This is a genomic window from Streptomyces ficellus (assembly GCF_009739905.1).
Lineage (GTDB): Bacteria > Actinomycetota > Actinomycetes > Streptomycetales > Streptomycetaceae > Streptomyces > Streptomyces ficellus_A.
Window position 1 is genome coordinate 4,678,069 of record NZ_CP034279.1, and the last position, 23,746, is coordinate 4,701,814.

The 23,746-nt window shown below is 74.7% G+C and carries 19 protein-coding genes; 17 read left to right on the forward strand and 2 right to left on the reverse strand.

From position 1 onward, the window contains the following. Positions 1 to 7 precede the first annotated feature (7 nt). The 8 genes from EIZ62_RS20940 to EIZ62_RS20975 all read left to right on the forward strand — a co-directional run bounded on the left by EIZ62_RS20940 (position 8) and on the right by EIZ62_RS20975 (position 13,162). A complete protein-coding gene (locus tag EIZ62_RS20940) occupies positions 8 to 1,285 on the forward strand; it encodes an ATP-grasp domain-containing protein (RefSeq protein WP_156694173.1) in 1,278 nt (425 codons plus the stop codon). Beyond that, entirely contained in the window at positions 1,282 to 3,519 is a 2,238-nt protein-coding gene (locus EIZ62_RS20945; protein ID WP_156694174.1) for an ATP-grasp domain-containing protein, read from the forward strand. The genes EIZ62_RS20940 and EIZ62_RS20945 overlap by 4 nt, the downstream gene beginning before the upstream one ends. Continuing rightward, entirely contained in the window at positions 3,516 to 5,462 is a 1,947-nt protein-coding gene (locus EIZ62_RS20950) for an alpha/beta hydrolase family protein (protein ID WP_156694175.1), read from the forward strand. The genes EIZ62_RS20945 and EIZ62_RS20950 overlap by 4 nt, the downstream gene beginning before the upstream one ends. A gap of 57 nt (positions 5,463 to 5,519) precedes the next feature. After that, positions 5,520 to 6,686, forward strand: coding sequence for a fatty acid desaturase family protein (locus tag EIZ62_RS20955; RefSeq protein WP_156694176.1), 1,167 nt, complete (start codon positions 5,520 to 5,522; stop codon positions 6,684 to 6,686). Further along, complete coding sequence (locus tag EIZ62_RS20960) at positions 6,683 to 7,660, forward strand: proline dehydrogenase family protein (RefSeq protein WP_156694177.1); 978 nt, start codon at positions 6,683 to 6,685, stop codon at positions 7,658 to 7,660. Before EIZ62_RS20955 ends, EIZ62_RS20960 begins: the two co-directional genes overlap by 4 nt. Positions 7,661 to 7,746: 86 nt before the next feature. After that, positions 7,747 to 8,889, forward strand: coding sequence for an aminotransferase class V-fold PLP-dependent enzyme (locus EIZ62_RS20965; protein ID WP_167536403.1), 1,143 nt, complete (start codon positions 7,747 to 7,749; stop codon positions 8,887 to 8,889). Further along, a complete protein-coding gene (locus EIZ62_RS20970) occupies positions 8,886 to 11,963 on the forward strand; it encodes an AMP-binding protein (protein WP_156694179.1) in 3,078 nt (1,025 codons plus the stop codon). The genes EIZ62_RS20965 and EIZ62_RS20970 overlap by 4 nt, the downstream gene beginning before the upstream one ends. After that, positions 11,960 to 13,162 (forward strand): cytochrome P450, encoded by a 1,203-nt coding sequence (locus tag EIZ62_RS20975; protein ID WP_156694180.1) that lies wholly within the window; start codon positions 11,960 to 11,962, stop codon positions 13,160 to 13,162. Before EIZ62_RS20970 ends, EIZ62_RS20975 begins: the two co-directional genes overlap by 4 nt. 37 nt (positions 13,163 to 13,199) lie before the next feature. On the opposite strand, the gene EIZ62_RS20980 is transcribed toward EIZ62_RS20975, so the two are convergent. Together EIZ62_RS20980 and EIZ62_RS20985 are read right to left on the reverse strand one after the other, a co-directional pair. Beyond that, positions 13,200 to 13,691: a heme-degrading domain-containing protein gene (locus EIZ62_RS20980; protein WP_156694181.1), complete on the reverse strand. Its 492-nt coding sequence runs from the start codon at positions 13,689 to 13,691 to the stop codon at positions 13,200 to 13,202. Next, positions 13,688 to 14,752 carry a Gfo/Idh/MocA family oxidoreductase gene (locus EIZ62_RS20985; protein ID WP_156694182.1) on the reverse strand — a complete coding sequence of 355 codons (1,065 nt, stop codon included), beginning with the start codon at positions 14,750 to 14,752 and terminating at the stop codon, positions 13,688 to 13,690. Before EIZ62_RS20985 ends, EIZ62_RS20980 begins: the two co-directional genes overlap by 4 nt. A 56-nt stretch (positions 14,753 to 14,808) precedes the next feature. On the opposite strand from EIZ62_RS20985, the gene EIZ62_RS20990 reads away from it, so the two are divergent. The 9 genes from EIZ62_RS20990 (at position 14,809) to EIZ62_RS21030 (ending at position 23,624) form a co-directional block, all read left to right on the forward strand. Continuing rightward, positions 14,809 to 15,939: an ROK family transcriptional regulator gene (locus tag EIZ62_RS20990; RefSeq protein WP_244375863.1), complete on the forward strand. Its 1,131-nt coding sequence runs from the start codon at positions 14,809 to 14,811 to the stop codon at positions 15,937 to 15,939. Between the two features lie 377 nt (positions 15,940 to 16,316). Further along, entirely contained in the window at positions 16,317 to 17,111 is a 795-nt protein-coding gene (locus tag EIZ62_RS20995) for a hypothetical protein (RefSeq protein ID WP_156694183.1), read from the forward strand. A 69-nt stretch (positions 17,112 to 17,180) separates the two neighbouring features. Next, the gene (locus EIZ62_RS21000) at positions 17,181 to 17,945 is read left to right on the forward strand and encodes a GntR family transcriptional regulator (protein ID WP_156696524.1); all 765 of its coding nucleotides are present in this window, start codon (positions 17,181 to 17,183) and stop codon (positions 17,943 to 17,945) included. Between the two features lie 103 nt (positions 17,946 to 18,048). After that, positions 18,049 to 19,161, forward strand: a complete 1,113-nt coding sequence (locus tag EIZ62_RS21005) for a TIGR03364 family FAD-dependent oxidoreductase (RefSeq protein ID WP_156694184.1) — start codon at positions 18,049 to 18,051, stop codon at positions 19,159 to 19,161. A 2-nt stretch (positions 19,162 to 19,163) separates the two neighbouring features. Further along, positions 19,164 to 19,847 (forward strand): phosphonatase-like hydrolase, encoded by a 684-nt coding sequence (locus EIZ62_RS21010; RefSeq protein ID WP_208827993.1) that lies wholly within the window; start codon positions 19,164 to 19,166, stop codon positions 19,845 to 19,847. Beyond that, positions 19,844 to 20,911, forward strand: a complete 1,068-nt coding sequence (locus EIZ62_RS21015; protein WP_156694186.1) for an ABC transporter ATP-binding protein — start codon at positions 19,844 to 19,846, stop codon at positions 20,909 to 20,911. Before EIZ62_RS21010 ends, EIZ62_RS21015 begins: the two co-directional genes overlap by 4 nt. Beyond that, positions 20,904 to 21,767, forward strand: coding sequence for a 2-aminoethylphosphonate ABC transporter permease subunit (locus EIZ62_RS21020; protein WP_156694187.1), 864 nt, complete (start codon positions 20,904 to 20,906; stop codon positions 21,765 to 21,767). Before EIZ62_RS21015 ends, EIZ62_RS21020 begins: the two co-directional genes overlap by 8 nt. Beyond that, positions 21,748 to 22,545 carry an ABC transporter permease gene (locus EIZ62_RS21025; RefSeq protein WP_156694188.1) on the forward strand — a complete coding sequence of 266 codons (798 nt, stop codon included), beginning with the start codon at positions 21,748 to 21,750 and terminating at the stop codon, positions 22,543 to 22,545. Before EIZ62_RS21020 ends, EIZ62_RS21025 begins: the two co-directional genes overlap by 20 nt. Before the next feature lie 20 nt (positions 22,546 to 22,565). After that, positions 22,566 to 23,624: a 2-aminoethylphosphonate ABC transporter substrate-binding protein gene (locus EIZ62_RS21030; protein WP_156694189.1), complete on the forward strand. Its 1,059-nt coding sequence runs from the start codon at positions 22,566 to 22,568 to the stop codon at positions 23,622 to 23,624. The last annotated feature ends 122 nt before the right edge of the window (positions 23,625 to 23,746 follow it).

Consider the following 23,746-nt stretch of genomic DNA (forward strand, 5'->3'; position numbering starts at 1 on the left):
GGAGTACATGAGGAGCTCGCAAGTACCCCCAGTGGCGGTGCTGGTGGACGCGTACACGACCGGCAACCATTTGCCGCCCGCATTTGCCAAGCTCGGTGTGGACGTGGTGCACGTACAGAGCACACCCGAGCTGATGACCTCCATGCGGCTGCCCGACCTCAGCGCCTACCGGGCGGTGATCCCCTACGGAACCCCCGCCGAGACCGCCGAGCGGCTCGCCGAGTTCGCACCGTTCTGCGTGGTCGCAGGCCAGGAGCCGGGCGTGCCCCTCGCCGACGAGCTGTCCGAACGGCTCGGCCTGCCGGGCAACGGCACCGCGCTCTCCGCGGCCCGCCGCGACAAGTACGAGATGATCGAGGCGCTGCGCCGCGCGGGGGTGCGCTGCGCCGACCAGATCAAGAGCGGCAGCACCGAAGACCTCGTCGCCTGGGCCGAGGAGCGCGGCCGGTACCCCGTCGTCGTCAAGCCGCTGTCCTCCGCCGCGACCGACGGCGTCGCCATCTGCCGGGACGCCGAAGAGGTCCGCAAGGCCGCCGACGCGGTCCTCGGCACCGTCAACATCTTCGGCGAGCACAACGACGAGGTCCTCATCCAGTCCTTCCTGGACGGCGAGGAGTACATGGTCGACTTCGTCTCCTATGACGGCGAGCGGTACGCCTGCTGCATCTGGCAGTACCACAAGAAGCTCAAGGGCACCCATCGCATCTACGACCGCGACTCGATCACCCCGCCCGGCACCAGCCCCGCGACCGAGATCATCGCCTACATGCACGAGGCGCTCGACGCGCTCGGCATCCAGTACGGGCCCACCCACGCCGAGGTCATCGTCACCCCGGAGGGGCCGGTCCTCGTCGAGGTCGGCGCCCGGCTCAGCGGCGGCCTGCTGCCCGACTTCCACGACATCTGCCTCGGCGCCAACCAGGCCGACGTCACCGCCCTCGCGTTCACCCGCCCGCGGGACTTCCTCGACCGCTACGCCAACCGCACCTACCGCAAGCTCACCGAGGCGACCTGGATCCTCCTGGCCACCGACCGCGACGGCGTCGTCGAGAGCATCGACCAGGACGTCGTCGCGGAGATCGAGGCCCTGGAGTCGGTCCACACCTTCGTCCCCAAACTCGCCCCGGGCAAGCGCGTCCGGCCCACCGTCGACCTCTACACCGCCACCGCCGCCGTGCACCTGCACAACCGGTCCGCCGAGGCCCTCGAGCGGGACGCGGCCCGCATCCAGCAGCTCAAGGACCGCATCTACCGGCTGCGCGACGACATGGGGTGTGCCGCATGAGCCCCGCACCCGAACTGCTCCTGATCGGCGGCGGCGGAGCGATGACGCTCAGCGTCGACGTCGCCGTACAGGCCCTGGAACAGGCACACGCCCGCGGACTGCGCACCCACGTCACCAACACCGCCGGCACGCTGGCCGCCACCCCCGCCGTCACGGCGGCGGCCGGCACCACGAGCGCCGTCGACTTCGGCGACCCGGCCGGAACCGCCGGCTGGGCGTCCGCCCGCGCCGTGGCCGGGGAGCGGCCCGCCGTCGTCTTCGGCGTCCGCGAGATGGCCCAGGAGGCGGTCGCCGCCACCGCGCACGCCCTCGGCCTGCCCGGCAACCCGCCCGAGGCCGTCCGCCGCATCCGCACCAAGGACGCCTGCCGCGCCGCCCTGGCCGCCGCCGGGTTCCGCCAGCCCGCCGTCCGGCTGTGCGCCGGCGAGGCCGAGGCGCGCGCCTTCCTCGCCGGCTCGGCCGGCCCCTGGGTCGTCAAGCCGCGCGACGGGATCGACAGTGCGGGCGTACGCAAGGTCACCGCCGTCGACGAGTTGGCCGGCGCGCTCGCCGAGCTTCCGGACCGCGGAGCACCGTTCCTGGTCGAGGAGTTCGTCGAGGGGGCCGAGTACAGCGTCGAGGGCGTCTTCGTGGACGGCCGCCCGCACGTCCTCGCCGTCACCGCCAAGGAGAAGCTGGAACCCCCCTACTTCGTGGAGATCGGGCACGTCCTGCCCGCCGGCCTCCCCGACGACACCCGCCTGCTCGTCGAGGACACCGTCACCCGGGCGCTCACCGCGCTGGACCTGTCCTTCGGGCTCTTCCACGTCGAACTGTGGCTCACCGCCGACGGGATCGTCCTCGGCGAGGTCCACGCCCGCGTCGGCGGCGGCTGGATCCACCGGATGCTCCCGTACGCCCTCCCCGGCCTGGAGCTGTACGGCACGGTCTACGACGACGTCCTCGGCCGGCCCGTGACGCTGCCCGCCGCCACCCGCGCCGCCGCCACCCGCTACTTCGCCCCGCCGCCCGGCCGGGTCACCGCCGTCGACGGCTGGGACGAGGTCCGCGCCCACCCCGCCGTCCTCCACGCCGAACTGCACGTCGCCCCCGGCGACGTGGTGCCCGGCTACCGCTGCGGCGCCGACCGCGTGGGCGCCGTCGTCGTCGGCGCGCCGACCGCGGCCGAGGCCCGCGCCCTGGCCCGCCGGCTCGTCGACTCGGTGACCTTCACCGTCGAACCGCCCGAGCCCGCGGTGTCCGTCACCGTCGAACCGCGGCCGCTCACCAGCTCGTTCCAGATCTCCCACATGACCATCGAGACGGTCGACATCGTCCGGCTCCGGCTGCTGTCCCCGGACGGCACCACCACCGGCGAGGGCGAGATCGCCGCCGACAGCGGCTACGGCCAGGACGGCCCCGCCATCGCCGCCGAGGCGGACGCGCTCGCCCGCACCCTCGCCGCCGCCGCCCCCGGCCCCGACCCGGTCGCCACGCTGCGCGCCCGCCTGGACAAGGCGCACGCCGACGGCGTCAGCGCACCCGCCCGCATGCTGGTGGAGATGGCGTTCCTGGACCGCGCCGCCCGGCTGGCCGGCGTACCGGTGTGGCGACTGCTCGGGCTGCCCGAACCCGGCCGCGTCCGCCTGCTGCACACCGTGCCCATCGGCGAGGACATCCCCCGCGACGGACGCCCCCTCAAGATCAAGCTGGGCGGCCCGGACGACGAGGACGTCCTCCGCTCGCTCGCCGGTGTCGACGCCCCCCTGATCCTGGACGCCAACCGCGGCTGGGACCGGCAGGACTGGGAACGCCTGCGGCCCCTGGTGACCGCGCTCGCCCCCGCCGTACTGGAGGACCCGGTGCGCGACCCGGCCCTGCTGCCCGAGATCCGCGCCGCCCTGCCCGGCACCGCGGTCCTGCTCGACGAGGGCATCGCCACCCCGGCGGACGCGGAGTTCGCCGTCCGGACGGCCGGCGGCCTCAACGTCAAACTGATGCGCTTCGGCGGCATCCTGCCCGCCCTCACCGCCCTCACCACCGCGACCGAGCGGGGCGCGGCACGGATGCTGGGCTGCTTCCTGGAGCCGCCGCGGGCCATCGCGTACGCGGCGCAGCTCGCCGGCCTGTCCGACTGGTCCGACCTCGACGGGCACTTCTGGGTCAGCGACGACCCGGCCGTCCCCGGATACACGCTCGACAGCGGCGAGCCGGGCATCCCCCGGATCTCCTACGCGCAGGACGGCCCGGCATGACCGACGCCCCCCGCACACTGCCGTACGGCACCTGGGACTCACCCGTGACGGCAAAGGACGCCGCCCGCGGCGACGCGCTGCTCGAATGGACGGGCTTCCTCGGCCCGGACGTGTGCTGGACCGAGGTGCTCCCCGGCGAGGACGGCCGCAGCGGGCTGATGACCGCCACCGCCGGCGGGATCAGGGAGGTGCTGCCCGCCGGCGCGGGCTGGGACGTCCGCACCCGGGTCATCGAGTACGGCGGACGCCCCTGGCTCGCCCTGTCCGGCCGCGCCGAGGACGGCATCGTCTTCAGCCACGGCCCCGACCAGCGGGTCCACCGCTGGCGGCCCGGCACCGACCCCGTCCCGCTGAGCCCGCCCGGCTCCTGGGCCGGCGAACTGCGGTACGCCGACTTCGCGGTGCGCGGCGACGAGGTGTGGTGCCTGCGCGAGACGGTCACCGACACCACCGCCCGCACGGCCGCGCGCCACCTCGTGGCGCTGCCGCTGGACGGCAGCGCGGCCGGCGACCCCACGCGCGTCCGGGTGCTGGCCGCCACCCACCACTTCATGACCGGCCCGCGCGTCGAGCCCGGCGGCGACCGGGTGGCCTGGCTCGGCTGGGACCACCCCGACATGCCCTGGGACACCACCGACCTGATGGTCGCCGACATCCGCCCGGACGGCACCCTGGGCCAGGCGACGCCGTTCATGGGCGGCGCCGGGGAATCGGTCACCCAGGCCGACTGGGCCGCCGACGGCTCGGGCACCCTGTACGCCGTCAGCGACCCCGACGGCTGGTGGAACGTCCACGCCATCGGCCGCGACGGGCACCCCCGCAACCTGTGCCCCCGCGCGGAGGAGTTCGGCGAGGCGCTGTGGCGGATCGGCCTGCGCTGGTGCCTGCCGCTGCTGGACGGCCGCCTCGCGGTGGTCCACGGGGTCGGCGAGCGCAGGCTCGGCGTCCTCGCCGCCGACGGCACGCTCACCGACTTCGACGACCCGGCCACCGAATGGCACTTCGCCGCGACGGACGGCCACCGCATCGCCGCCGTCTGCTCCTCGCCCACCCGGCGGCGCACCGTCGTCCTGGCCGACCCCGCCACCGGCACCGTCGACGTGGTCCGGGCACCCACCGGAGCCCGCCTCGACGCCTACGCCACCACCCCTTACCGCCGCACCTACACCGGCGACGACGGCGAACCGGTGCACGCCCACGTCTACCCCCCGTACCACCCGGAGGTCACCGGCCCCGGCGGTGAACTGCCGCCCTGGCTGGTCTTCGTGCACGGCGGCCCCACCAGCCGCACGCACATGGTGCTCAACCAGGAGATCGGCTACTTCACCAGCCGCGGCATCGGCGTCGTCGACGTCCAGTACGGCGGCTCCACCGGCTACGGCCGGGCCTACCGCGAACGGCTGCGCGGCACCTGGGGCCTGACCGACGTCGACGACTGCGCCACCGTCGCCCGGGGGCTGGTCGCCGACGGCCTCGCCGACGCCGGGCGGATCGCCGTCCGGGGCGGCAGCGCGGGCGGCTGGACGGCCGCCGCCTCCCTCGCCGCGGAACCGGACCTCTACCGGGCGGCCGGCATCTACTACCCGGTGCTCGACCCGGTGAGCTGGCGCGACGAGACCCACGACTTCGAGTCCCGCTACCTCGACACCCTGATCGGCCCCTGGCCCGACGCCGAGGACCGGTACGTCAAACAGTCCCCGCTGTACGGCGCGGAACACATCCGTGCCCCCTTCGTCCTCCTCCAGGGCCTGGACGACACCGTCTGCCCGCCCGCCCAGGCGGAGCGGCTCCTCGAGGCGGCCGACGACCGCTCGGCCCCGTACCGCTACCTGACCTTCCCCGGCGAGGGTCACGGCTTCCGGCGCACCGCCACCATCGCCGACTCGCTCACGGCCGAGCTGCGGCTCTACGGCCGGGCGCTCGGCTTCGCCCCCGCGCACTGAGCGTGCCGCCGCGCCCCGCGCCGGCCCACGCTCCTTGACCGAACACGAGGCACCCTCATGTCCACATTCGAGCAACTGAACTTCGACCGGCTCGCTCCGGGCATCCGCAGAGAACTCAGAGACCTCCGGACCCTGGACAACCACCACGCCCCGCTGGCGATCCTCTTCGAGTACGCGCTCATCGCCGCGTCCGTGGCACTGTGCGTGGGCGTCTCCTACTGGTTCTACCCGGTGGCGCTCGTCGTCATCGGCTCCGTACAGCGCTTCCTCGCCCACTTCCTGCACGAGTCCAGCCACAAGGTCCTCGCGAGGAACACCGCCCTGAACCTGGTGGGCGGTTCGGTCCTCTCCGGCTACCTGGTGTGGCACCTGTACGGCCCCTACCGCAGCTCCCACGTCGGCAACCACCACCGCAACCTGGGCGACGCGCAGAACGACCCCGACTTCAGCTTCCACATCGAGTGCGGCCTGTACGACACCGAGCGCTCCGACCGGCACTTCTTCCTGAAGGAGGTCATCGCCTCCGCGCTCGGCCTGCGCACCCTCACCTACCTCGGCTACATCGCCCGCGAACGGGTCTTCTGCGACAGCTCGCAGATCACCGTGTCGGTGCCCGTCCCGCTCCGCACCGAGCAGGCCGTGTTCCTCGCCCAGTGGACCGCCATCTTCGGCGCCTGCGCCTGGTTCGGCGTCCTGCCGGAGCTGCTGCTCTTCTGGTTCGTGCCGCTGTTCACCACCAACGTCGCCATCGGCTGGCTGGCCGAGCTCTCCGAGCACTACCCCATGCCCGAGAGCGAGAACAAGCAGGTCCTGCTGACCCGCAACCGGCACGGCGTCTTCCTGGAGCGCTTCCTGATCAGCCGTCACAACGACCGCTACCACCTGGTGCACCACATGAACGCCGGCATCCCGTTCTGGAACCTGGGCCGGGCGCACCAGGTGCTCCTCGGCGACGCCGCCTACGCGGCCTGGGACGGCCTGTGGGCGGGCGCCTTCACCCGGCCGCGCGGCCGCCGCGACAAGGAGACCGTGATCAGCTACGCCGCCAAGTACCGGACCTGGCGCCGGCTGGGCGGCGACCCGGCCGCGGCGGGCCCCAGCTTCGCCCAGCTGATGGTCCTCGCCGCACGGGCCGGCCGGCCGGCCGACCCCGCCGACTTCGTCCTGTCCGGCACGGAGCGGCCCTCCCACGACGACGAGAAGGCGAAGGTGCTGTCCTCATGAAGCCGATGTTGTCCCAGCGCGCCCTGCACGAGGCCGCCGGCCAGGGGCTGCGCATCCTCGCCGCCGACGAACGCTGCCGCACCGCGTTCACCACCCCCGGCTCGGTCCTCCAGGACGTGCTCTCGCCGGCCGCCCGCCGCTACGTGCTGGCGGCGGGGCGTGACGAGTTCCTCGACCACCTGGACGTCCTGCGCGGCAAGGCGTACCGGATCGCCGTGGAGTTCGTCGGCGAGGAGAACTCCGACCCCGCCGAGATCGAACGGGTCGTCGACGAGTACCTCACGGTCCTCGCCCACGAGCCGGTGCCCGAGCAGCTCGGCTTCGACCTGTCCAACCTGGGCCTCTCCTCCTCCCGCGACCTCGCCACCAGGAACACCGCGCGGATCACCGGGGCGGCGGCGGGCCGCGGCTGCGACGTCGTCCTCAGCATGGAGCGGGCGCCCGCCGTGGACGACGTCCTCGGCACCTACCGCGACCTCGCGGACGAGCACCCCAACCTCGGCATCACCCTCCAGGCGTACCTGCACCGCACCCCGGCCGACATCGACACGATCCCCGTCGACGGCCGCAAGATCCGCCTGGTCAAGGGCGCCTTCACCGCGCCCGCCGACATCGCCCTCGGCCGCGGCCCGGCCCTCGACGAGCGCTACCTGACCCTCGCCGCGCAGCTGCTGGACCGCGGCGCCCGGCTCAGCCTGGCCACCCAGGACGCCACCGTCCTCGGCACCGCCAGGACGAGCGGGCTGCTCGACCGCGTCGAGGAGATCGAGATGCTCCACGGCGTACGCCCCGCGCTGCTGCGCACCTACCGCGAGGCCGGCTACCAGTGCCGGATCTACGCCACGTACGGCGAGAACTGGTGGCTGCACCTGCTGCACCGGCTGGCCGAGCACCCCCCGATGGTGCTCACCGCGCTCGCCGACATCGCCGAGCGGCACCAGGGCGACGGCCACACCGTCGGCGCGGGCTACTAGCCGCACACGCCGACCCCCAGCACGACCACGCACAGCCACGAGCACAGGCACACGACGACAGCGGGTGGAGAAGGATGGGAAACACGATGACCGGCCGGCTGGTACACCTGAACACGGCCGGGGCGGGACTCGTCCCCGACGGCGTGCGGCGCACCATGGCCGACGTCCTCGACCGTGAGGCGGCCACCGGCTGCTACGAGACCGAGGGCCACCTCGACGGGATCGTCAACGACGAGGTCTACCGCCGGCTCGCCCGCGTGCTCGGCGCCCCGGTCGGGGACGTGGCCCTCTTCGACAGCGCCACCCGCGCCTGGTGCGCCGTGGTGCCCCGGCTCGGACTCGGCCCGGGCGACCGGGTCTGGGTCACGCCCTACGAGTACGCGGGCAACCTCATCTCGCTGTTCAACCTGCGCGACCGCACCGGCTGCCGGATCGAGGTCGTCCCCACCCTGCCGGGCGGCGACCTCGACCTCGACTGGATGGCCGCCAACATCGCCGACGACGTCGCCCTCGTGTCGGTGACACACATCCCCTCCGGCTGCGGCATCGTCAACCCGGTCGAGGAGATCGGGCGCATCCTCGCCCCGTACCGCTGCTTCTACGCCGTCGACGCCTGCCAGTCCATCGGCCAGATCCCGGTCGACGTGACCCGCATCGGCTGCCAGCTGCTCACCGGCGCCGGCCGGAAGTTCCTGCGCGGCCCGCGCTCCACCGCCTTCGCCTACGTCGCCCCCGAGCTGCGGGCCGCGCTGGCCACCGACTTCCACGACCTGCACGTGGCGCGGATCGACTCGGCCACCGGCTACCGCGTCCACGACGACAGCGCCCGGTCCCTGGAGCTCGCCGAGCGCTCCACCGCCGCCGTGGCCGGCTTCAACACCGCCCTCACCCTGTTCGAGGAGGGCACGCCCTTCGACCACAAGGACGTCTTCCAGGCCCTGCGCGCCACCCTGGAGGAGGTCCCCGGACTCGACCTCGTCGCACCCGGCGCCCGGCAGTCCGGCATCCTCTCCTTCCGGCACCCCGCCGTCCCCGCCGAGACGATCGTGGCCCGCCTCGCCGAACAGCACGTCAACGCCTGGAAGATCGTCGGCCACCACACCCCGCTCTACATGGCGGAACGGGGCGTCGACACCGCTGTGCGCGTCTCGGCGCACTACTACAACACCCTCGACGAGATCGACCGGTTCGGCCACGCGCTGCGCGGCGCCCTCGGGGAGCGGGCATGAACACCGCACCCGAGGAGACCCTGCACAGCGCCGTCAGCCGCTGGGCCGCGGCCCGCCCGGACGCCACCGCCGTGGTGCACGGCACGCGGAAGGTGAGCTACGCCGAGCTCGACCGGACCGCCGACGCCTGGGCCGCCGCCCTGACCGCCCGGGGGGTGGGCCGCGGCGACCTGGTCCCGGTCCTGCTGCCGCGCGGCGCCGCGCTGGTCACCGCGGTGCTGGCCGTGCTGAAGTGCGGCGCCGCGTACGCCCTGCTCGACCCGGCCTGGCCCGAGCCGCGCATCCAGGAGGTGACCCGGCAGCTCGACGCCCGGCTGATCGTCACCGACGACCCGGACACCCGGCACACCGGGCTGCCGGCCTGGTCGCCCGCGGCGTGCGGGCGGGACGCCGGACCGCCCGCCGGGTTCCGGCCCGCCGACGTCCCCGCCGACGCGCCCGCCTGCGTGTTCTTCACCTCCGGGACCACCGGCCGCCCCAAGGGCGTCCTCACGCCCCACCGCGCCACCGCCCGCCTCGTACGCCCCGGCACCTTCGCGGACTTCACCCCCGCCACGGTGATCCCGCTGGCCGCCGCACTGCCCTGGGACGCCTTCTCGCTGGAGCTGTGGGGCGCGCTGCTCGGCGGCGGGACCTGCCTCGTCGTCGACGAGCCCTACCTGTCGGCGCAGGCGCTCCGCGAGGCGGTCACCGGCCGCGGCGCCGACACGGTCTGGCTGACCAGCAGCCTGTTCAACATGATCGTGGACGAGGACCCGGACGCCTTCCGGGGCCTGCGCCAGGTGATGACCGGCGGCGAGCGGCTTTCCGTCCCGCACGTCCGCGCCTTCCTGCGCCACCACCCCGGCATCGCCCTCCTCAACGGTTACGGGCCCGTCGAGAGCACCGTCTTCGCCACCACGCACCGCGTCACCGGGGCGGACTGCGACCTGCCCGGCGGCATCCCGGTGGGCCGCCCGGTCCCCGGGACGGCCGTCCACCTCGTCGACGGCGAGATCTGCGTGGCCGGCGACGGGCTCGCCCTGCGCTACCTCGGCGAACCCGCCCTCACCGAGGCCGCGTTCCCCCGCATCACGGTGGACGGCCGGCCGGTACGGGTCTACCGCACCGGTGACCTCGGCCGGCTCGACGAGGACGGCGTCCTGCACTACCTCGGCCGCGCCGACCGGCAGGTCAAGATCCGCGGCCACCGGATCGAACCGGCCGAGGTGGAACGGCAGATCGAGGCGCTGCTGCCCGCCGTGCGCGCCTGCCGCGTGGTCGCCACCCGGGACGCGAGCGGCACCGCGGACGGCCTGCTGGCCTTCTGCGTCCCCGCCGGGCCGGAGGGCCTCCCACCGGGGGCGGAGGACGTCCTGCGGGCGGGGCTCGTGCACTACCAGCGGCCCGGCGCCCTGGTCGCCGTACCGGCCTTCCCCGTCACGGCCAACGGCAAGCTCGACGAACGGGCCCTGCTGGCGCTGGCACCCGCCGCCGCCCCCGCCGCCGCCCCGGCCGCGGACCCGGAGGGCCCGGGCGTCCTCCCGGACCTGGCCGGTGACGCCGAGGAGCCGCTCGCCGAGCTGGCTGCGGCCGTGTTCGCGGCGGTGCTGGGCGTGGCCTCCGTACCGCCCGGCACCGCGTTCACCGATCTCGGCGGCACCTCACTGGCCGCGGGCCGGGTGTGCGCCCGGCTCGCGGCGCAACTGGGGCGCCCCGTCCCGCTGTCCCGGCTCTACGAACACCCCACCGCCCGGGACCTCGGCCGGTGGCTGGCGCTCACGGGCGACAGCCCGCACCCGGCCGCCGCGGACGGCGACGACGTACCGCTCAGCCCCATGCAGACCGGCTACCTGACCAACCACCTCCTGAAGCCCGAGGACCGCTCCGCCCACTGCCTGCTCCTGTTCCGCGTCGACGGGGACCTCGACCTGGACGCCCTCGACACCGCCGTCGAGGCCGTGCACGAGCGCCACGAGGTCCTGCGGACGGCGTACCGCGCCGCTCCCCGGCCCCACGCCCGGCCGGTGGACGTCCCCGCGCCCGCCCTGGAGATCATGGACGCCGCTCCGGACGCGGACGCCGCCACCGCGGCGCTGTGCGAAGCCCTCGGCACCCCGCTGGAGCTCGCCGAGGGCGAGGTGTGGCGTACGGCGCTGGTGCCGCTGGAGCCCGGCGGCTCCTGGGTCCTCGGCTGCGTCGTGCACCACATCGCCTTCGACGGCTGGTCGGAGTCCGTCCTGGCCGCGCACCTCGCCGAGGCGTACGACGCGGCGCTGCCCGGCCGCCCCGCCGCCACCGCGCCCGCCGCGCCCTCCGTCGCCGAGACCGCCCGGCTGCGCCAGGACCGGCTCGCCCGGGTGGACCTGGCACGCCAGCGGGAGGCGCTGGAGGCCGAACTCGCCGGCGTGCCCGAGCTGGTGTGGCCCGCCGGGCCCGACCGCGCGGACGACGGGGCGCCTCCGCGCCGCGTGGAGCGGCTCCTCGACGCGGACGCCGCCGCCCGGGTCGACGCGGCCGCCGCCCGCGCGGGCGTCACCCGGTACGCCGTCCTGCTGGCCTGCTACGGACAGGTCCTGGCGGAGGTGACCGGCCGGCGGGACTTCGCCGTCGGCACACCGGTCGCGCAGCGCTCCGACGGCCGGCTCGACGAGGCCGTCGGCTGCCACATCGAGATGGCGTGCCTCCGGCTGCGCGGGGACGTCCTCGACGGGGGCCCGGCCGCCGTCGCCGCGGCCGGCCGGATCACCGAACGCGCCTTCCGCGCCCAGGACGTGGCCTTCCACGACCTGGTACGCACGCTCAACCCGCCCCGCACCGGGCGGCCCCCGCTCTTCCAGACGCTCCTGGTCCTCCAGGACAACGCCGTGCCCGCACTCCCGCTGACCGGCCTGACCACCACGCACCTGCGCCCGCCCTACCTGGACATCCCGCTGGAGGTCCAGACCGAGTTCTGGCCGCTGCCCGGCGGCCGGCTGCGCCTCGCCGTCAACCACCGGCCCGACGCCGTCCCCGGCGCCACCGCCGAGGAGCTCGCCAAGCGGCTCGCCGACCTCGTCCACACCCTGCCGCTGCCCGAAGGAGACCCCTCATGAGCGTGCTGGCCCCGGAGACCACCGACCTCGCCGACCTCCTCGACCCCGAGCTGTACGCCACCGGCGACCCGTACCCCACCTGGCGCTGGATGCGCGACAACGACCCGGTGCGCCGTCACGAGGCGACCGCCTACCCGGCGTTCTGGTCGGTCACCCGCTACGACGACATCCGCACCGTCTACAACGACGCCCGGGTCTTCAGCTCCGCCGAGGGCATCCTGCTGCGCCCCCTCGCCCACGGCGAGGACCCCGGCGGCGGCCGCACGCTCGCGCTCACCGACCCGCCGCGGCACAAGGCGCTGCGGTCCCTGGTCGCCGACTGGTTCACCACCCGCTCGGTGCGCGCGCTGGAGGACGCGATGCGCGGCGCGGTCCGCCAGGTCGTGGCGCGGGCGACCGCGCTGGGCGAGTGCGACTTCGTCACCGACGTCGCGGCGCGCCTCCCGCTGTACGTCATCTGCCGGCTGATGGGCGTGCCCGAGCACGAGCAGGAGATGCTCTTCACGCTCACCAGCAAGGCGTTCGGCGCGGGCGACCCGGAGGTCCGCAGCATCGCGCACCAGGAGATCATGGCGTACTTCGTCGAGCTGATGTACCGGCGGATGGACCGGCCCGAGGACGACCTGGTCAGCGCGCTCGTCAACGGCGAGGTGGACGGCGAACTGCTCAGCGAGGAGGACATCCTCCTCAACTGCGACAACCTGCTGGTCGGCGGCACCGAGAACGTCCGGCTCGCGGTGTCCGGCGGCATGGCGACCTTCCTGGACCACCCGGCCGACTGGGAGCGGCTGCGCGCCGACCGCGGGCTGATGCCCACGGCGGTGGAGGAGGTGCTGCGCTGGACCTCCAGCGCCACCCACATCATGCGTACGGTGACCGAGCCCGTGACGCTGCACGGCCGCCTGCTGGAGGCGGGCGACCGGGTCGTGCTGTGGACCCCGTCGGCCAACCGGGACGAGCGCCACTTCACCGGGCCCGACGTCTTCGACATCACCCGCCGCCCCAACCGTCACATGGCGCTGGGCGCCGGGGAGCACTTCTGCCTGGGCGCGATGATGACCCGCACCGAGATGCGGATCCTGTTCGGCGAACTGCTCGACTCCGTCGGCCGCATCGAGCGGACCGGCCCCGCGGTGCCGCTGCGCTCCATCGTGGTCAACGGGCTGGAGAGCCTCCCGGTGAGGATGACCGCCAGGTGAACCTGTACGGCCTGATGAGGCTGGTCCCGCCGCCCGCTCAGCCGTCCCGTCCGCCGAGGAAGCGCTCCAGGGCCTCCACCACCAGGGCGTGGTCCGCCAGTTGGGGCAGGCCCGACACGGTCACCGAGCCGACCACGCCCGCGCCGGCCACCGACACCGGGAAGGAGCCGCCGTGCGCCGCGTAGACGGCGGGGTCCAGACGGGAGTCCGTGTCGAAGGACTTGCCCCGGGCGCGGAAGCGGGTGCCGACGAGCAGCGAGCTCTCCGCGTACCGCTCGACGACCCGGCGCTTGCGGTCGATCCAGTCGTCGTTGTCCGCGCTCGAACCGGGCAGGGCGGCGTGGAACACCTGCTGGGCGCCGCGCCGGATGTCGATGGCGACCGGCGCGCGCCGCTCGCGGGCGAGCTCCACCAGGAGCGTGCCCAGCGTCCAGGCGTCGTCGTACGTGAAACGGGGGAGTACGAGGCGGGCCTGCTGGTCCTCCAGTTCGCCCACGTCCGGCTCCGTGACGTGCGGTGCGCCGGTCACAGGGTCACCGCCGCACCGTCGCGGGCCGACCGGCGCGCCGCCTCCAGGACGTCCAGCGCGTCGGCCGCCTCGTGGGCGGTGACCGGCGGGGGCGTGCCGTCGCGCAGGGCGCGGGCGACGGCGGCGTAATAGGCGGGGTAGTCGCCGGGGAGGGACGCGACCGGGGTGCCGCCGCCGGTGAGGGGCGACTCGCCCGCGCCGACCCGGCCCCAGGTCGACTCCGGTTCGGTGCCCCACCCGGGGCCCGGCCGGGCGCCCTCGCGCAGCGCGGCCTCCTGCGGGTCGAGGCCGTACTTCACGTACCCGGCGCGTGAGCCCAGCACCCGGAAGCGCGGGCCCAGCTGGGCGGCGGTGGCGCTGACGTACAGGTGCGAGCGGACGCCGTTGGCGTGGGTGATCGCGAGGAACGTGTCGTCGTCCGCCTCGGCGCCCTCGCGGCGCACGTCCGCCTCGGCGTACACCCGCCTCGCCGGGCCGAACAGCACCAGCGCCTGGTCGACGACGTGGCTGCCCAGGTCGTACAGCAGGCCACCGATCTCCTCCGGCGCCCCCGACTCGCGCCAGCCGCCCTTCGGCTGGGGCCGCCACCGCTCGAAGCGGGACTCGAAGCGCTGGACGTCGCCCAGCTCGCCGCGCGCGATCAGGGAGCGGAGGGTCAGGAAGTCGTTGTCCCAGCGGCGGTTCTGGAAGACGGACAGCAGCAGGCCGCGCTCCTCGGCGAGGGCCGCGAGCCCGCGCGCCTCCGCCGCCGTCCCGGCGACCGGCTTGTCCACGACCACCGGCAGCCCGGCCTCCAGGGCGGCGGTGGCCAGCGGCACGTGCGTCTTGTTGGGGGAGGCGATCACGACGAGGTCCAGCTCGTCCGGCCGCGCCCACAGCTCGTCGGCCGTCGCGGCGCAGCGGACGTCCCCGAACGCCTCGCGGGCCTGCCGCCGGCGCCCGGGGTCGGACGTGACGACGGTGTCGAGGACCAGCCCGTCGGTCGCGGCGATCAGCGGGGCGTGGAAGACGGACCCCGCCAGGCCGTAGCCGACGAGTCCGACGCGGAGCGGTCCAGTCATGCCCGCCACTTAAGCAACGCTGTTGCCAAAGTGCAAGCGGGCGCGACAATGGGAGGGTGAACAGCGACACGGGTGTGAACCTGCCCGCCCTCCGCAGCCACAACGCCGCCCTGGTGCTCGACCTGCTGCGCACGGCGGGCGAGGACGGGGCCAGCCGGCTGGAGCTCGCCGAGCACACCGGGCTCACCCCGCAGGCCGTCAGCAAGATCACCGCCCGGCTGCGCGAGGAGGGCCTCGCCGCCGACGCCGGGCGGCGCGCCTCCACGGGCGGCAAGCCCCGCACGGTGCTGCGGCTCGTCCCCGGCGCCGCCCACGCCGTCGGCCTGCACCTGGACCGCGACGAGCTCACCGCGGTCCTCGTCGACCTGTCGGGCGTCGTCGTCACCTCGGCCGTCGTGCCGCTGGACCTGGGGTCGGGCGCCGAAGTGGTCATGGAGGTCGCCGCCGGCGAGGTCGCCGCGCTCACCTCGCGGCCGCTCCTCGGCGTCGGCGTCGCCATGCCCGGCCCGCTCGACCACGCCAAGGGCGTGACCCACCGGGTGACCGGCTTCCCCGAGTGGGACGGCTTCCCGCTGCGCGACGCGCTCGCACGGCGGCTCGGGCTGCCCGTGGTGCTCGACAAGGACACGAACGCGGCGGCGCTGAACCTCGCCCTGAGCGGGACCGCGTTCGGCCGCGGCGGGTTCGGCCGCAGCGGTTCCGGCCGGAGCGGCGGGGGAGGCGGCTCCGGCGCCGACTCGTTCGCCTACCTCCATCTCGGTACGGGCCTGGGCGCGGGCCTCGTCCTCGGCGGCGCCGTCCACCGGGGCGCCCGCACCGGCGCGGGCGAGTTCGGGCACCAGACCGTCCAGCTGGACGGCCCCGTCTGCGGATGCGGCGGGCGCGGCTGCCTGGAGGCGCTGTGCCTGGCCGCCGTCGCGCGGGGCGACCACGCCTCGGCCGCGAGGGTGCTGGGCGCCGGCGCCGCCAACCTCGTCCAGCTGCTCGACATCGACCGCGTCCTGCTCGGCGGCCGGGTCGTCACCGGCGCGGCCGAGCCGTTCGTCCACGGCGTGCGCGCCGTCCTCGAGGAACGCGCCCAGCGCATGGGCCGCCCCCCGGTCCCGGTCACCCTCGCCGACGGCTCCCCCCACATGGTCGCCGAAGGCGCCGCCCAGCTGATCCTGGCCCCGGTCTTCGGCCGCTGACGCCCCGCCGGGGGCCAGTCCTGGGCGGTACGCCCGCCGCCCGCGGCTCGGTGGGCCGGTGGGCCGGGGTGGCGCGCCCCCGCCCGCGGCTCGGTGGGCCCGGGGCGGTACCTCGGGTTACGGGGACGGGAGCCCCGGTGGCGCGGCCGGCCCCTGCGGGGGCGACCCTGCGCGGCCCCACCCCGGCGCGTCGCCGACCGCGGGCCGGCGGGCCGTACCCGCCCGGCAGCCCTGACAGTGGCGTACGGCGGTCGTTCGGCCGTTCGGGCGCTTCCGGCGGGCCGTACGGCGGGACTTCGGCGGCAGGCCGGTGTGTCGGCGGGGGAGCGTGGGACGTTCTCGGGGCACGACTGTCCTCCCGCCGCCAGAGGTTCCCCATGCGACTGCGCACCCTCACCGCCGCCGGCGCCCCCGCTTCCGTGGCCGCCTCCGTAGCCGTCGCCCTCGCCGTACCCGTACTCCTCGTGGCGGGCGCTCCGCCGGCCACCGCCGACGGGGCCGCCGGGTTCGAGGCGGCCGCGCCCGGGCGGCAGCCCAGCTGCGGCAAGACGGCCGCCGCCGAGTTCCCCATCCGGACCCGCATCACCGGCGGCCCCTCCGCCTACCGTCCCGGTGGCGGCTTCCACACCTGGGAGGTGGAGCTGACCAACACCACCGGCGAGCCCTGCGCCAACATCCACCCCGTGATCGTCTTCACCGACCGCACCCGTGCCCTCCGGCCGGGCCAGGTCCAGCTGGAGTTCTACGAGGCCGGGGGCGCCGGCGCCGGCGCCCGCCAGTACCCCGTGACCGTCGAGGAAACCGACGAGAACGAGCTCGTGGGCGTCCTCGACGACGGCAGCGGCGCCGGCGCCTTCCGCGGGTTCACCGTGCCGCCCGGCCGGACCGTCACCGTGCCGGTGCGCCTGGCATTCACGTCGGACGCCCGGCCGGACACGATCACCGCCAACGCCGCCGTCGTCCAGCGGCGGGGCGGTGACGGCGATTGGGTGGGGGAGTCCGCCGACTACCGCTTCGCCCTCGCGGACGGGGAGCCCCCCAGCGAGTTCGCCGAGGAACTGCCCAGGACCGGCCGCAACGTCCTGATCGTGGCCGGGGCCGCGGCCGTCGCCTTCCTCCTCGGCACCGGCGTCCTGTCCCTGGCGGGCCGCCTGAGGCGCCGGCGGGGCTGACCGGCGGGGCCGACCGGCCGGCACCCCTGGCGTTCACGTACGTCTGCCACCATCCGCTCCGTGGAACACGTGGACTACCCGAACGGCCAGGCACCCGGCGCGCCCGTGCGCTCCGGGATTCCGGAGCACGGCCGCATCCCCAAGTACTACGCCGTCAAGGCGCACGTCGCCGCGCTCGTCGAGGAGCTGGGCGAGGGCCAGGCGCTGCCCGCCGAGCGCGACCTGGCCGTGCGCTACGCGGTCTCCCGCGAGACGGTCCGCCAGGCCCTGCGCGAGCTGCTGCTCGAGGGACGGCTGCGCCGCCGGGGGCGCGGCACGGTCGTCGCCGGGCCCAAGCTGGAGCAGCCGCTGTCGCTCGCCAGCTACACCGAGGGCGTACGCCGCCAGGGCCGCCGCCCCGGCCGCACCCTCGTCGGCCTCGACCGGTTCCCCTGCCCCGCCGCGCTCGCCGCCGACCTCGGTGCCGACGCCGGCGAACCCGTGTGGCACATGGAGCGCGTGCTGCTCGCCGACGACGACCGGGTCGGCCTGGAGAGCACGTACGTCACGGAGGCCCGCGTCCCGCGCCTGGACACCGACTTCGCGCCCGACTCGTCGTTCTACGCCTACCTCCGCGAGCGGCTCGGCATCCGCTTCGGCGACGCCGACGAGCGCATCGAGACCGTGCTCGCCACCCCGCGCGAGGCCCTGCTCATCGGCACCCCGCCCGCCCTGCCCATGCTGCTGCTCCACCGTGTCTCCCGGGACACGGAGGGCCGGCCGCTGGAACGGGTGCGCACCCTCTACCGGGGTGACCGGTTCAGCTTCACGACCCGTCTCGGCGCCCCACGGTAGATCACGGAACGGTAACGGGTCTGGTCCAAGCTTGAGGGGTCGTTCACCTCCCCGTCGCCGGCCCGACCCGGCCGCGCCACCCACCGCCACGACCGTTTCCGGCGTGAGAATCATCGTCGTAGGAGCCGGCGTGGTGGGCACCATGCACGCCTGGCAGGCAGTGGAACGCGGCCACGAGGTCGTACAGATCGAGCGCGAGAGCGAGGCCCGCGGGGCCTCCCTCCGCAACTTCGGCCAGATCTGGGTCAGTGGCCGGGCCGGGGGCGAGGAACTGGAGACGGCCCTGCGCGCCCGCGAGCTGTGGGAGGGCGTCGGCGCGCGCGTCCCCGGGCTGGGCTTCCGGCCCATCGGCTCGCTCACCCCCGTCCGCACCGACCTGGAACTGGCCGTCGCCGAGGCCGCGGCCGCCCGCCCCGACGCCGCCGCCCGCGGCTTCCGGCTGGTCACCGCGGACGACGCCCGCGCCATGAACCCGGCGCTGCGCGGCGACTTCCGGGCCGCCCTGTGGTGCGAGCGCGACGCGGCCGTCGAGCCCCGCACCGCCCAGCTCGCCCTGCGCGAAGCCCTCCGGGCGTCCGGCCGGTACACCTTCCTGCCCGGGCGCGAGGTCCGCGACGTCGTGGGCGACGACGCCGTCCGGGACGACCACGGGGACGTCCACACCGGCGACGCCGTGGTGCTGTGCACCGGCGCCTGGCTGGGCGGGCTCGTCCGCGAGGTCGCCGGAGAGGTCCCGGTACGCCGTGTCCGCCTCCAGATGATGCAGACCGGCCCGCTCGGCGAGCCGCTGACCACCTCCGTCGCCGACGCCGACAGCTTCCGCTACTACCCGGCCTACGACTCCGCCGCCCTGGACACCGGCCAGCCGCAGGAGCCGGTCGCCGCCGCGCACCGGATGCAACTGCTGATGGTGCAGCGCCTCGACGGCGGCCTCACCATCGGCGACACCCACGAGTACGAGCACCCCTTCGCCTTCGACACCCTCGAAGACCCCTACGAGCACCTCACCCGGGTCGTCGAGTCCCTCCTCGGCCGCCCCCTGCCGCCCGTCCGGCGCCGCTGGGCCGGGGTGTACGCGCAGTGCACCGACACCACCCGCGTCGTCCACCGCCAGCGGGTGCGCGACCGCGTGTGGCTGGTGACGGGCCCCGGCGGTCGCGGCATGACGTGCTCGCCCGCCATCGCGGAGACGACCGCGAACGAACTGGACTGGTGACCATGACGACCCACCTGAACCTCGTCGTCCTCGACATGGCCGGCACGACCGTCGCCGACGGCGGCCTCGTCGAGGAGGCCTTCGTCGCCGCCGCCCGCGCCCTGGGCACCGAACCGGACGAGCGGATGCTCGACCACGTCCGCGCCACCATGGGCGAGTCCAAGATCTCCGTCTTCCGCCACCTCTTCGGCGACGAGTCACGCGCCCGGCGCGCCAACACCGCCTTCGAGGAGGCGTACGCGACGCTCGTCGCCGCCGGCCGGGTCGCCCCCGTGCCCGGCGCCGCCGACGCCGTCGCCCACCTGCGCGGCCAGGGCCGCACGGTCGTCCTGACCACCGGGTTCGCCCGCGTCACCCAGGACGCCCTCCTCGACGCACTCGGCTGGCGCGACCTCGCCGACCTGACCCTGTGCCCGGCCGACACCGCCCGCGGCCGCGGCCGCCCCTTCCCCGACATGGTCCTCACCGCCCTCCTGCGCACGGGCGCCGCCGACGGCGTCCAGGGCGTCGCGGTCGCCGGCGACACCGCGTACGACGTGCTCAGCGGCGTACGCGCCGGGGCGCGGGTCGTCGCCGGGGTGCTGACCGGGGCGCACGGCGCCGACGCCCTCCACGCGGCGGGTGCCACGCACGTCCTCGGCTCGGTCGCCGAACTGCCGGACCTGCTCGCCCGGGTGGAAGCGTGACCGGCGGCATCCGCTTCGACGGGGTCACCGTCGCGTACGGCGGGAACGTCGTCCTCGACTCCCTCGACCTGACGGTCGAGCCCGGCGAGGTCATGGCGCTGCTCGGGCCGTCCGGCTCCGGCAAGACCACGGCCCTGCGCGCCGTCGCCGGGTTCGTGCGCCCGCTGTCCGGACGGGTGTTCCTCGGCGGCCGGGACGTCACCGCGCTGCCGCCGCACCGGCGCGGCATCGGGATGGTCGTCCAGAGCTACGCCCTGTTCCCGCACATGCGGGTCGAGGACAACGTGGCGTTCGGGCTGCGGGCCCACAAGGTGCCGAAGGGCGAGATACCCGGCCGGGTCACCGAGGCGCTGGAGCTCACCGGCATGGCCGCCTACGCCCGGCGCCACCCGCGCGAACTCTCCGGCGGCCAGCAGCAGCGCGTCGCCATCGCGCGGGCCCTCGCCATCCGGCCGGACGTCCTCCTCCTCGACGAGCCGCTGTCGGCGCTCGACGCGCAGCTGCGCTCCGGGATGCTCGCCGAACTGGCCCGGCTGCACCGCGAACTGCCCGGCGTGACCATCCTGTACGTCACCCACGACCAGGTCGAGGCGCTCACGCTCGCCGACCGGATCGCCGTCATGGACCGGGCGCGGCTGCGGGACTGCGGCACCCCGCGCGAGCTGTACCGCCGCCCCCGTACGGAGTTCACGGCGTCGTTCGTCGGCAACGCCAACCTCCTGCCGGTGACGGTCGCCGGCGGCCGGGTGACCTTCGCCGGCCGTGCGCTGGACGTGCCGGTGGCCAACGGCGCCCCGGACGCGACCGCCACCCTGTGCGTCCGCCCGCACCTCGTCGGGCTGGGCGAAGGACCCAACGCGCTGCGCGGCACGCTCGCCGAGGTCCAGTGGCGGGGCGCCACGCACCGGCTGTACGTGGACGCCGACGGCCACCGCCTGATGGCCGACCTCCGCGAACTGCGCGACCCGCCGCCGCTGGGCGCCGAGGTGGTCCTGCACTTCGCCCCCGACGACGCGGTGCTGCTGCCCGCCGGGGCCGGAGCACGGGCGGCCGCCCATGTCTGACACGGCTCTGCCCCGGGTGGCCGGGGCGCCCGCCACGTCCGGCGCCCGGCGCGGCCTGCCCCGCTGGGTGTGGGCGCTGCCGCCCGTCGGGGTCCTGGCCCTCGCGTTCCTGTACCCGCTCGGGCTCGTCGTGCGGGAGTCGCTGGCGCCGGGGGCGTACGCGGACGTGTTCGCGTCGCAGGCGTTCCGGGAGGCGCTGACCACCACCGTGTGGCTGGCCGCCGGGGCGACCGCCGGCTGCCTGGTGCTGGGCTTCACGCTCGCCCTCGTCGTCGCGTTCGTGCCGTTCCCCGGCGGCCGGGCGGTGGCCAGGTTCATCGATGTGTTCCTCTCCTTCCCCTCCTTCCTCATCACGCTCGCCCTCCTCTTCCTCTACGGAACGGTCGGCGTGGCCAACGGCGTGTGGACGGACGTCACCGGGGCCGCCGAGGGGCCGTTCCGGTTCCTGACGACGCCGTGGGGCGTACTGCTGGCGGAGATCACGTACTTCACGCCCTTCGTGATGCGCCCGCTGCTCGCCGCGTTCTCGCAGATCGACACCGCCCAGCTGGAGGCGGCGTCCTCGCTGGGCGCCCGCCCCGCGCGGATCGTGCGGCGGGTGATCCTCCCCGAGGCGCTGCCCGCCCTCGCGGCGGGCGGGAGCCTCGTCCTCGTCATGTGCCTCAACGAGTTCGGCATCGTGCTGTTCACCGGCGCCAAGGGCGTGACGACCCTGCCGACGCTCGTCTACGGCAAGGCGATCCTCGAGTCCGACTATCCGGCCGCGTGCGTCGTCGCGGTCGTCAACATCGCGATCTCCGTGGGGCTGTACGCCCTGTACCGGGTGGTGAGCCGTCGTGTTGGTGCACAGCGCTAGGGGCAGGTGGGCCGCCTGGGCCGTCTTCGCCGTCCTGTTCGTCCCCCTCTTCGCCCTGCCCCTGATCGTGATCGCCGCCGCGTCGTTCTCGACGAACTGGTCCGGCGCCCTCCCCTCCGGTCCGACCACCGGGCACTACGCCGCGGCCGTGCGCGGCGAGTCGCTCCAGGCGCTCACCACCAGCCTGGTCACCGCCGTCACGGCGAGCGTGCTCGCGCTGGTCACCGGGGCGTGGGCCGCGCTCGCCGCCGCGTCGCTGGGCAGGCGTGGACGCAGGGTCCTGGACGCCCTGTTCGTGCTGCCGGTCGCCGTGCCGTCCGTGGTCGTCGGGCTCGCGGTCCTGGTGGCGTTCTCCCAGCCGCCGTTCCTCCTCAACGGCACCCGCTGGATCGTGATCCTCGCCCACACCGTCCTCGTCACCGCGTTCGCGTACCAGTCCGTCTCGGCGGCCGTCCAGCGCCTGGACCCGGTGTACGAGCAGGCCGCCGCCGGACTCGGCGCCGGGCCCGCCCGCGTACTCCTGCGGGTCAAGCTGCCGCTCCTGCTGCCGTCGCTGAACGCGGCCGCCGGGCTCTGCTTCGCCCTGTCCATGGGGGAGCTGAGCGCCACGATGATGCTCTACCCGCCGGACTGGATGCCGCTCCCGGTGCTGGTCTTCACCGCCACCGACCGCGGGTCCCTGTTCACCGGTTCGGCGATCGCCGTCGTCCTGATGGCGACGACGCTGCTCGTCCTGCTCGCCGCCTCCCGCCTCCGCACCCGAGCCACCTACCGCTAGCGCCAGGAGAGACCGACGTCATGCTCACGTACACCAAACCGCTCGCCGCCCTCACCGGCGCCCTCCTCCTCACCACCGGCCTCACCGCCTGCACCGGCACCTCCGCCGCGTCCGACGAGAAGGTCCTCACCGTCTACAGCGCCGACGGCCTCAAGGGCGAGAAGGGCGACGGCTGGTACGACCGGGTCTTCGAGGACTTCGAGAAGCAGACCGGCATCGAGGTGAAGTACGTCGAGGGCGGCTCCGGCGAGATGGTGCAGCGCGCCGCCCGCGAGAAGCGCAACACCCAGGCCGACGTCCTCGTCACCCTCCCGCCGTTCATCCAGCAGGCCGGCTCCAAGGGGCTCCTCCAGCCCTACGCGCCGAAGGGCTCGGACCGGGTGAACGGCGCCGACAAGGCCGCCGACGGCAGCTGGACCTCCGTGGTCAACAACTACTTCGGGTTCATCCACAACACCAAGGAACTGCCCAAGGCCCCCACCACGTGGGAGGAGCTGCTCGACCCGGAGTTCGAGAACAAGCTCCAGTACTCCACGCCCGGCGTCGCCGGTGACGGCACCGCCGTCGTCATCAAGGCCATGCACGACTTCGGCGGCCAGGAGCCCGCCATGGCGTACCTGAAGAAGCTCCAGGCCAACAACGTCGGCCCGTCCTCCTCCACCTCCAAGCTCGCCCCCAAGGTCGACAAGGGCGAGATCCTCGTCGCCAACGGCGACGTCCAGATGAACTTCGCGCAGGCCAAGTCGATGCCCAACCTCGGCATCTGGTTCCCGGCGAAGCGGGGCGGGAAGCCCACCACCTTCGCCCTCCCCTACGCCGCCGGGCTCGTCAAGGACGCCCCGCACGCCGGCAACGGCAGGAAGCTCCTCGACTTCATGCTCGGCGAGCAGGCCCAGCGCCAGGTCAGCGCCGTCGGCGGCGGCTTCCCCGCCCGCGAGGACATCAAGCCCACCGACGCCAACGCCGTCGCGCTCGCCAAGCTGATGGAAGGCGTCGACGTCTTCGAGCCGGACTGGGCGGACATCGACAAGAACCTGACGTCGTACATCGACGCGTGGAAGTCCGCCACGGGCAGCTGAGAGTTCACCGCACGTACCTGGTGCCCCGCCACAGGTAGCGGAACGATAACGGGTACGGACCAACGCCCCCGGAAGACCGGGGGCGTTGACGTGCAGCCGACCCCGAGACGTCCCAGACGGAG

Bases quoted from the DNA above. Each gene is read 5' to 3' on its own strand.
- EIZ62_RS20940 (WP_156694173.1), top strand. From the start codon at position 8: ATGAGGAGCTCGCAAGTACCCCCAGTGGCGGTGCTGGTGGACGCGTAC.
- EIZ62_RS20945 (WP_156694174.1), top strand. From the start codon at position 1,282: ATGAGCCCCGCACCCGAACTGCTCCTGATCGGCGGCGGCGGAGCGATG.
- EIZ62_RS20950 (WP_156694175.1), top strand. From the start codon at position 3,516: ATGACCGACGCCCCCCGCACACTGCCGTACGGCACCTGGGACTCACCC.
- EIZ62_RS20955 (WP_156694176.1), top strand. From the start codon at position 5,520: ATGTCCACATTCGAGCAACTGAACTTCGACCGGCTCGCTCCGGGCATC.
- EIZ62_RS20960 (WP_156694177.1), top strand. From the start codon at position 6,683: ATGAAGCCGATGTTGTCCCAGCGCGCCCTGCACGAGGCCGCCGGCCAG.
- EIZ62_RS20965 (WP_167536403.1), top strand. From the start codon at position 7,747: ATGACCGGCCGGCTGGTACACCTGAACACGGCCGGGGCGGGACTCGTC.
- EIZ62_RS20970 (WP_156694179.1), top strand. From the start codon at position 8,886: ATGAACACCGCACCCGAGGAGACCCTGCACAGCGCCGTCAGCCGCTGG.
- EIZ62_RS20975 (WP_156694180.1), top strand. From the start codon at position 11,960: ATGAGCGTGCTGGCCCCGGAGACCACCGACCTCGCCGACCTCCTCGAC.
- EIZ62_RS20985 (WP_156694182.1), bottom strand. From the start codon at position 14,752: ATGACTGGACCGCTCCGCGTCGGACTCGTCGGCTACGGCCTGGCGGGG.
- EIZ62_RS20995 (WP_156694183.1), top strand. From the start codon at position 16,317: ATGCGACTGCGCACCCTCACCGCCGCCGGCGCCCCCGCTTCCGTGGCC.
- EIZ62_RS21010 (WP_208827993.1), top strand. From the start codon at position 19,164: ATGACGACCCACCTGAACCTCGTCGTCCTCGACATGGCCGGCACGACC.
- EIZ62_RS21020 (WP_156694187.1), top strand. From the start codon at position 20,904: ATGTCTGACACGGCTCTGCCCCGGGTGGCCGGGGCGCCCGCCACGTCC.
- EIZ62_RS21030 (WP_156694189.1), top strand. From the start codon at position 22,566: ATGCTCACGTACACCAAACCGCTCGCCGCCCTCACCGGCGCCCTCCTC.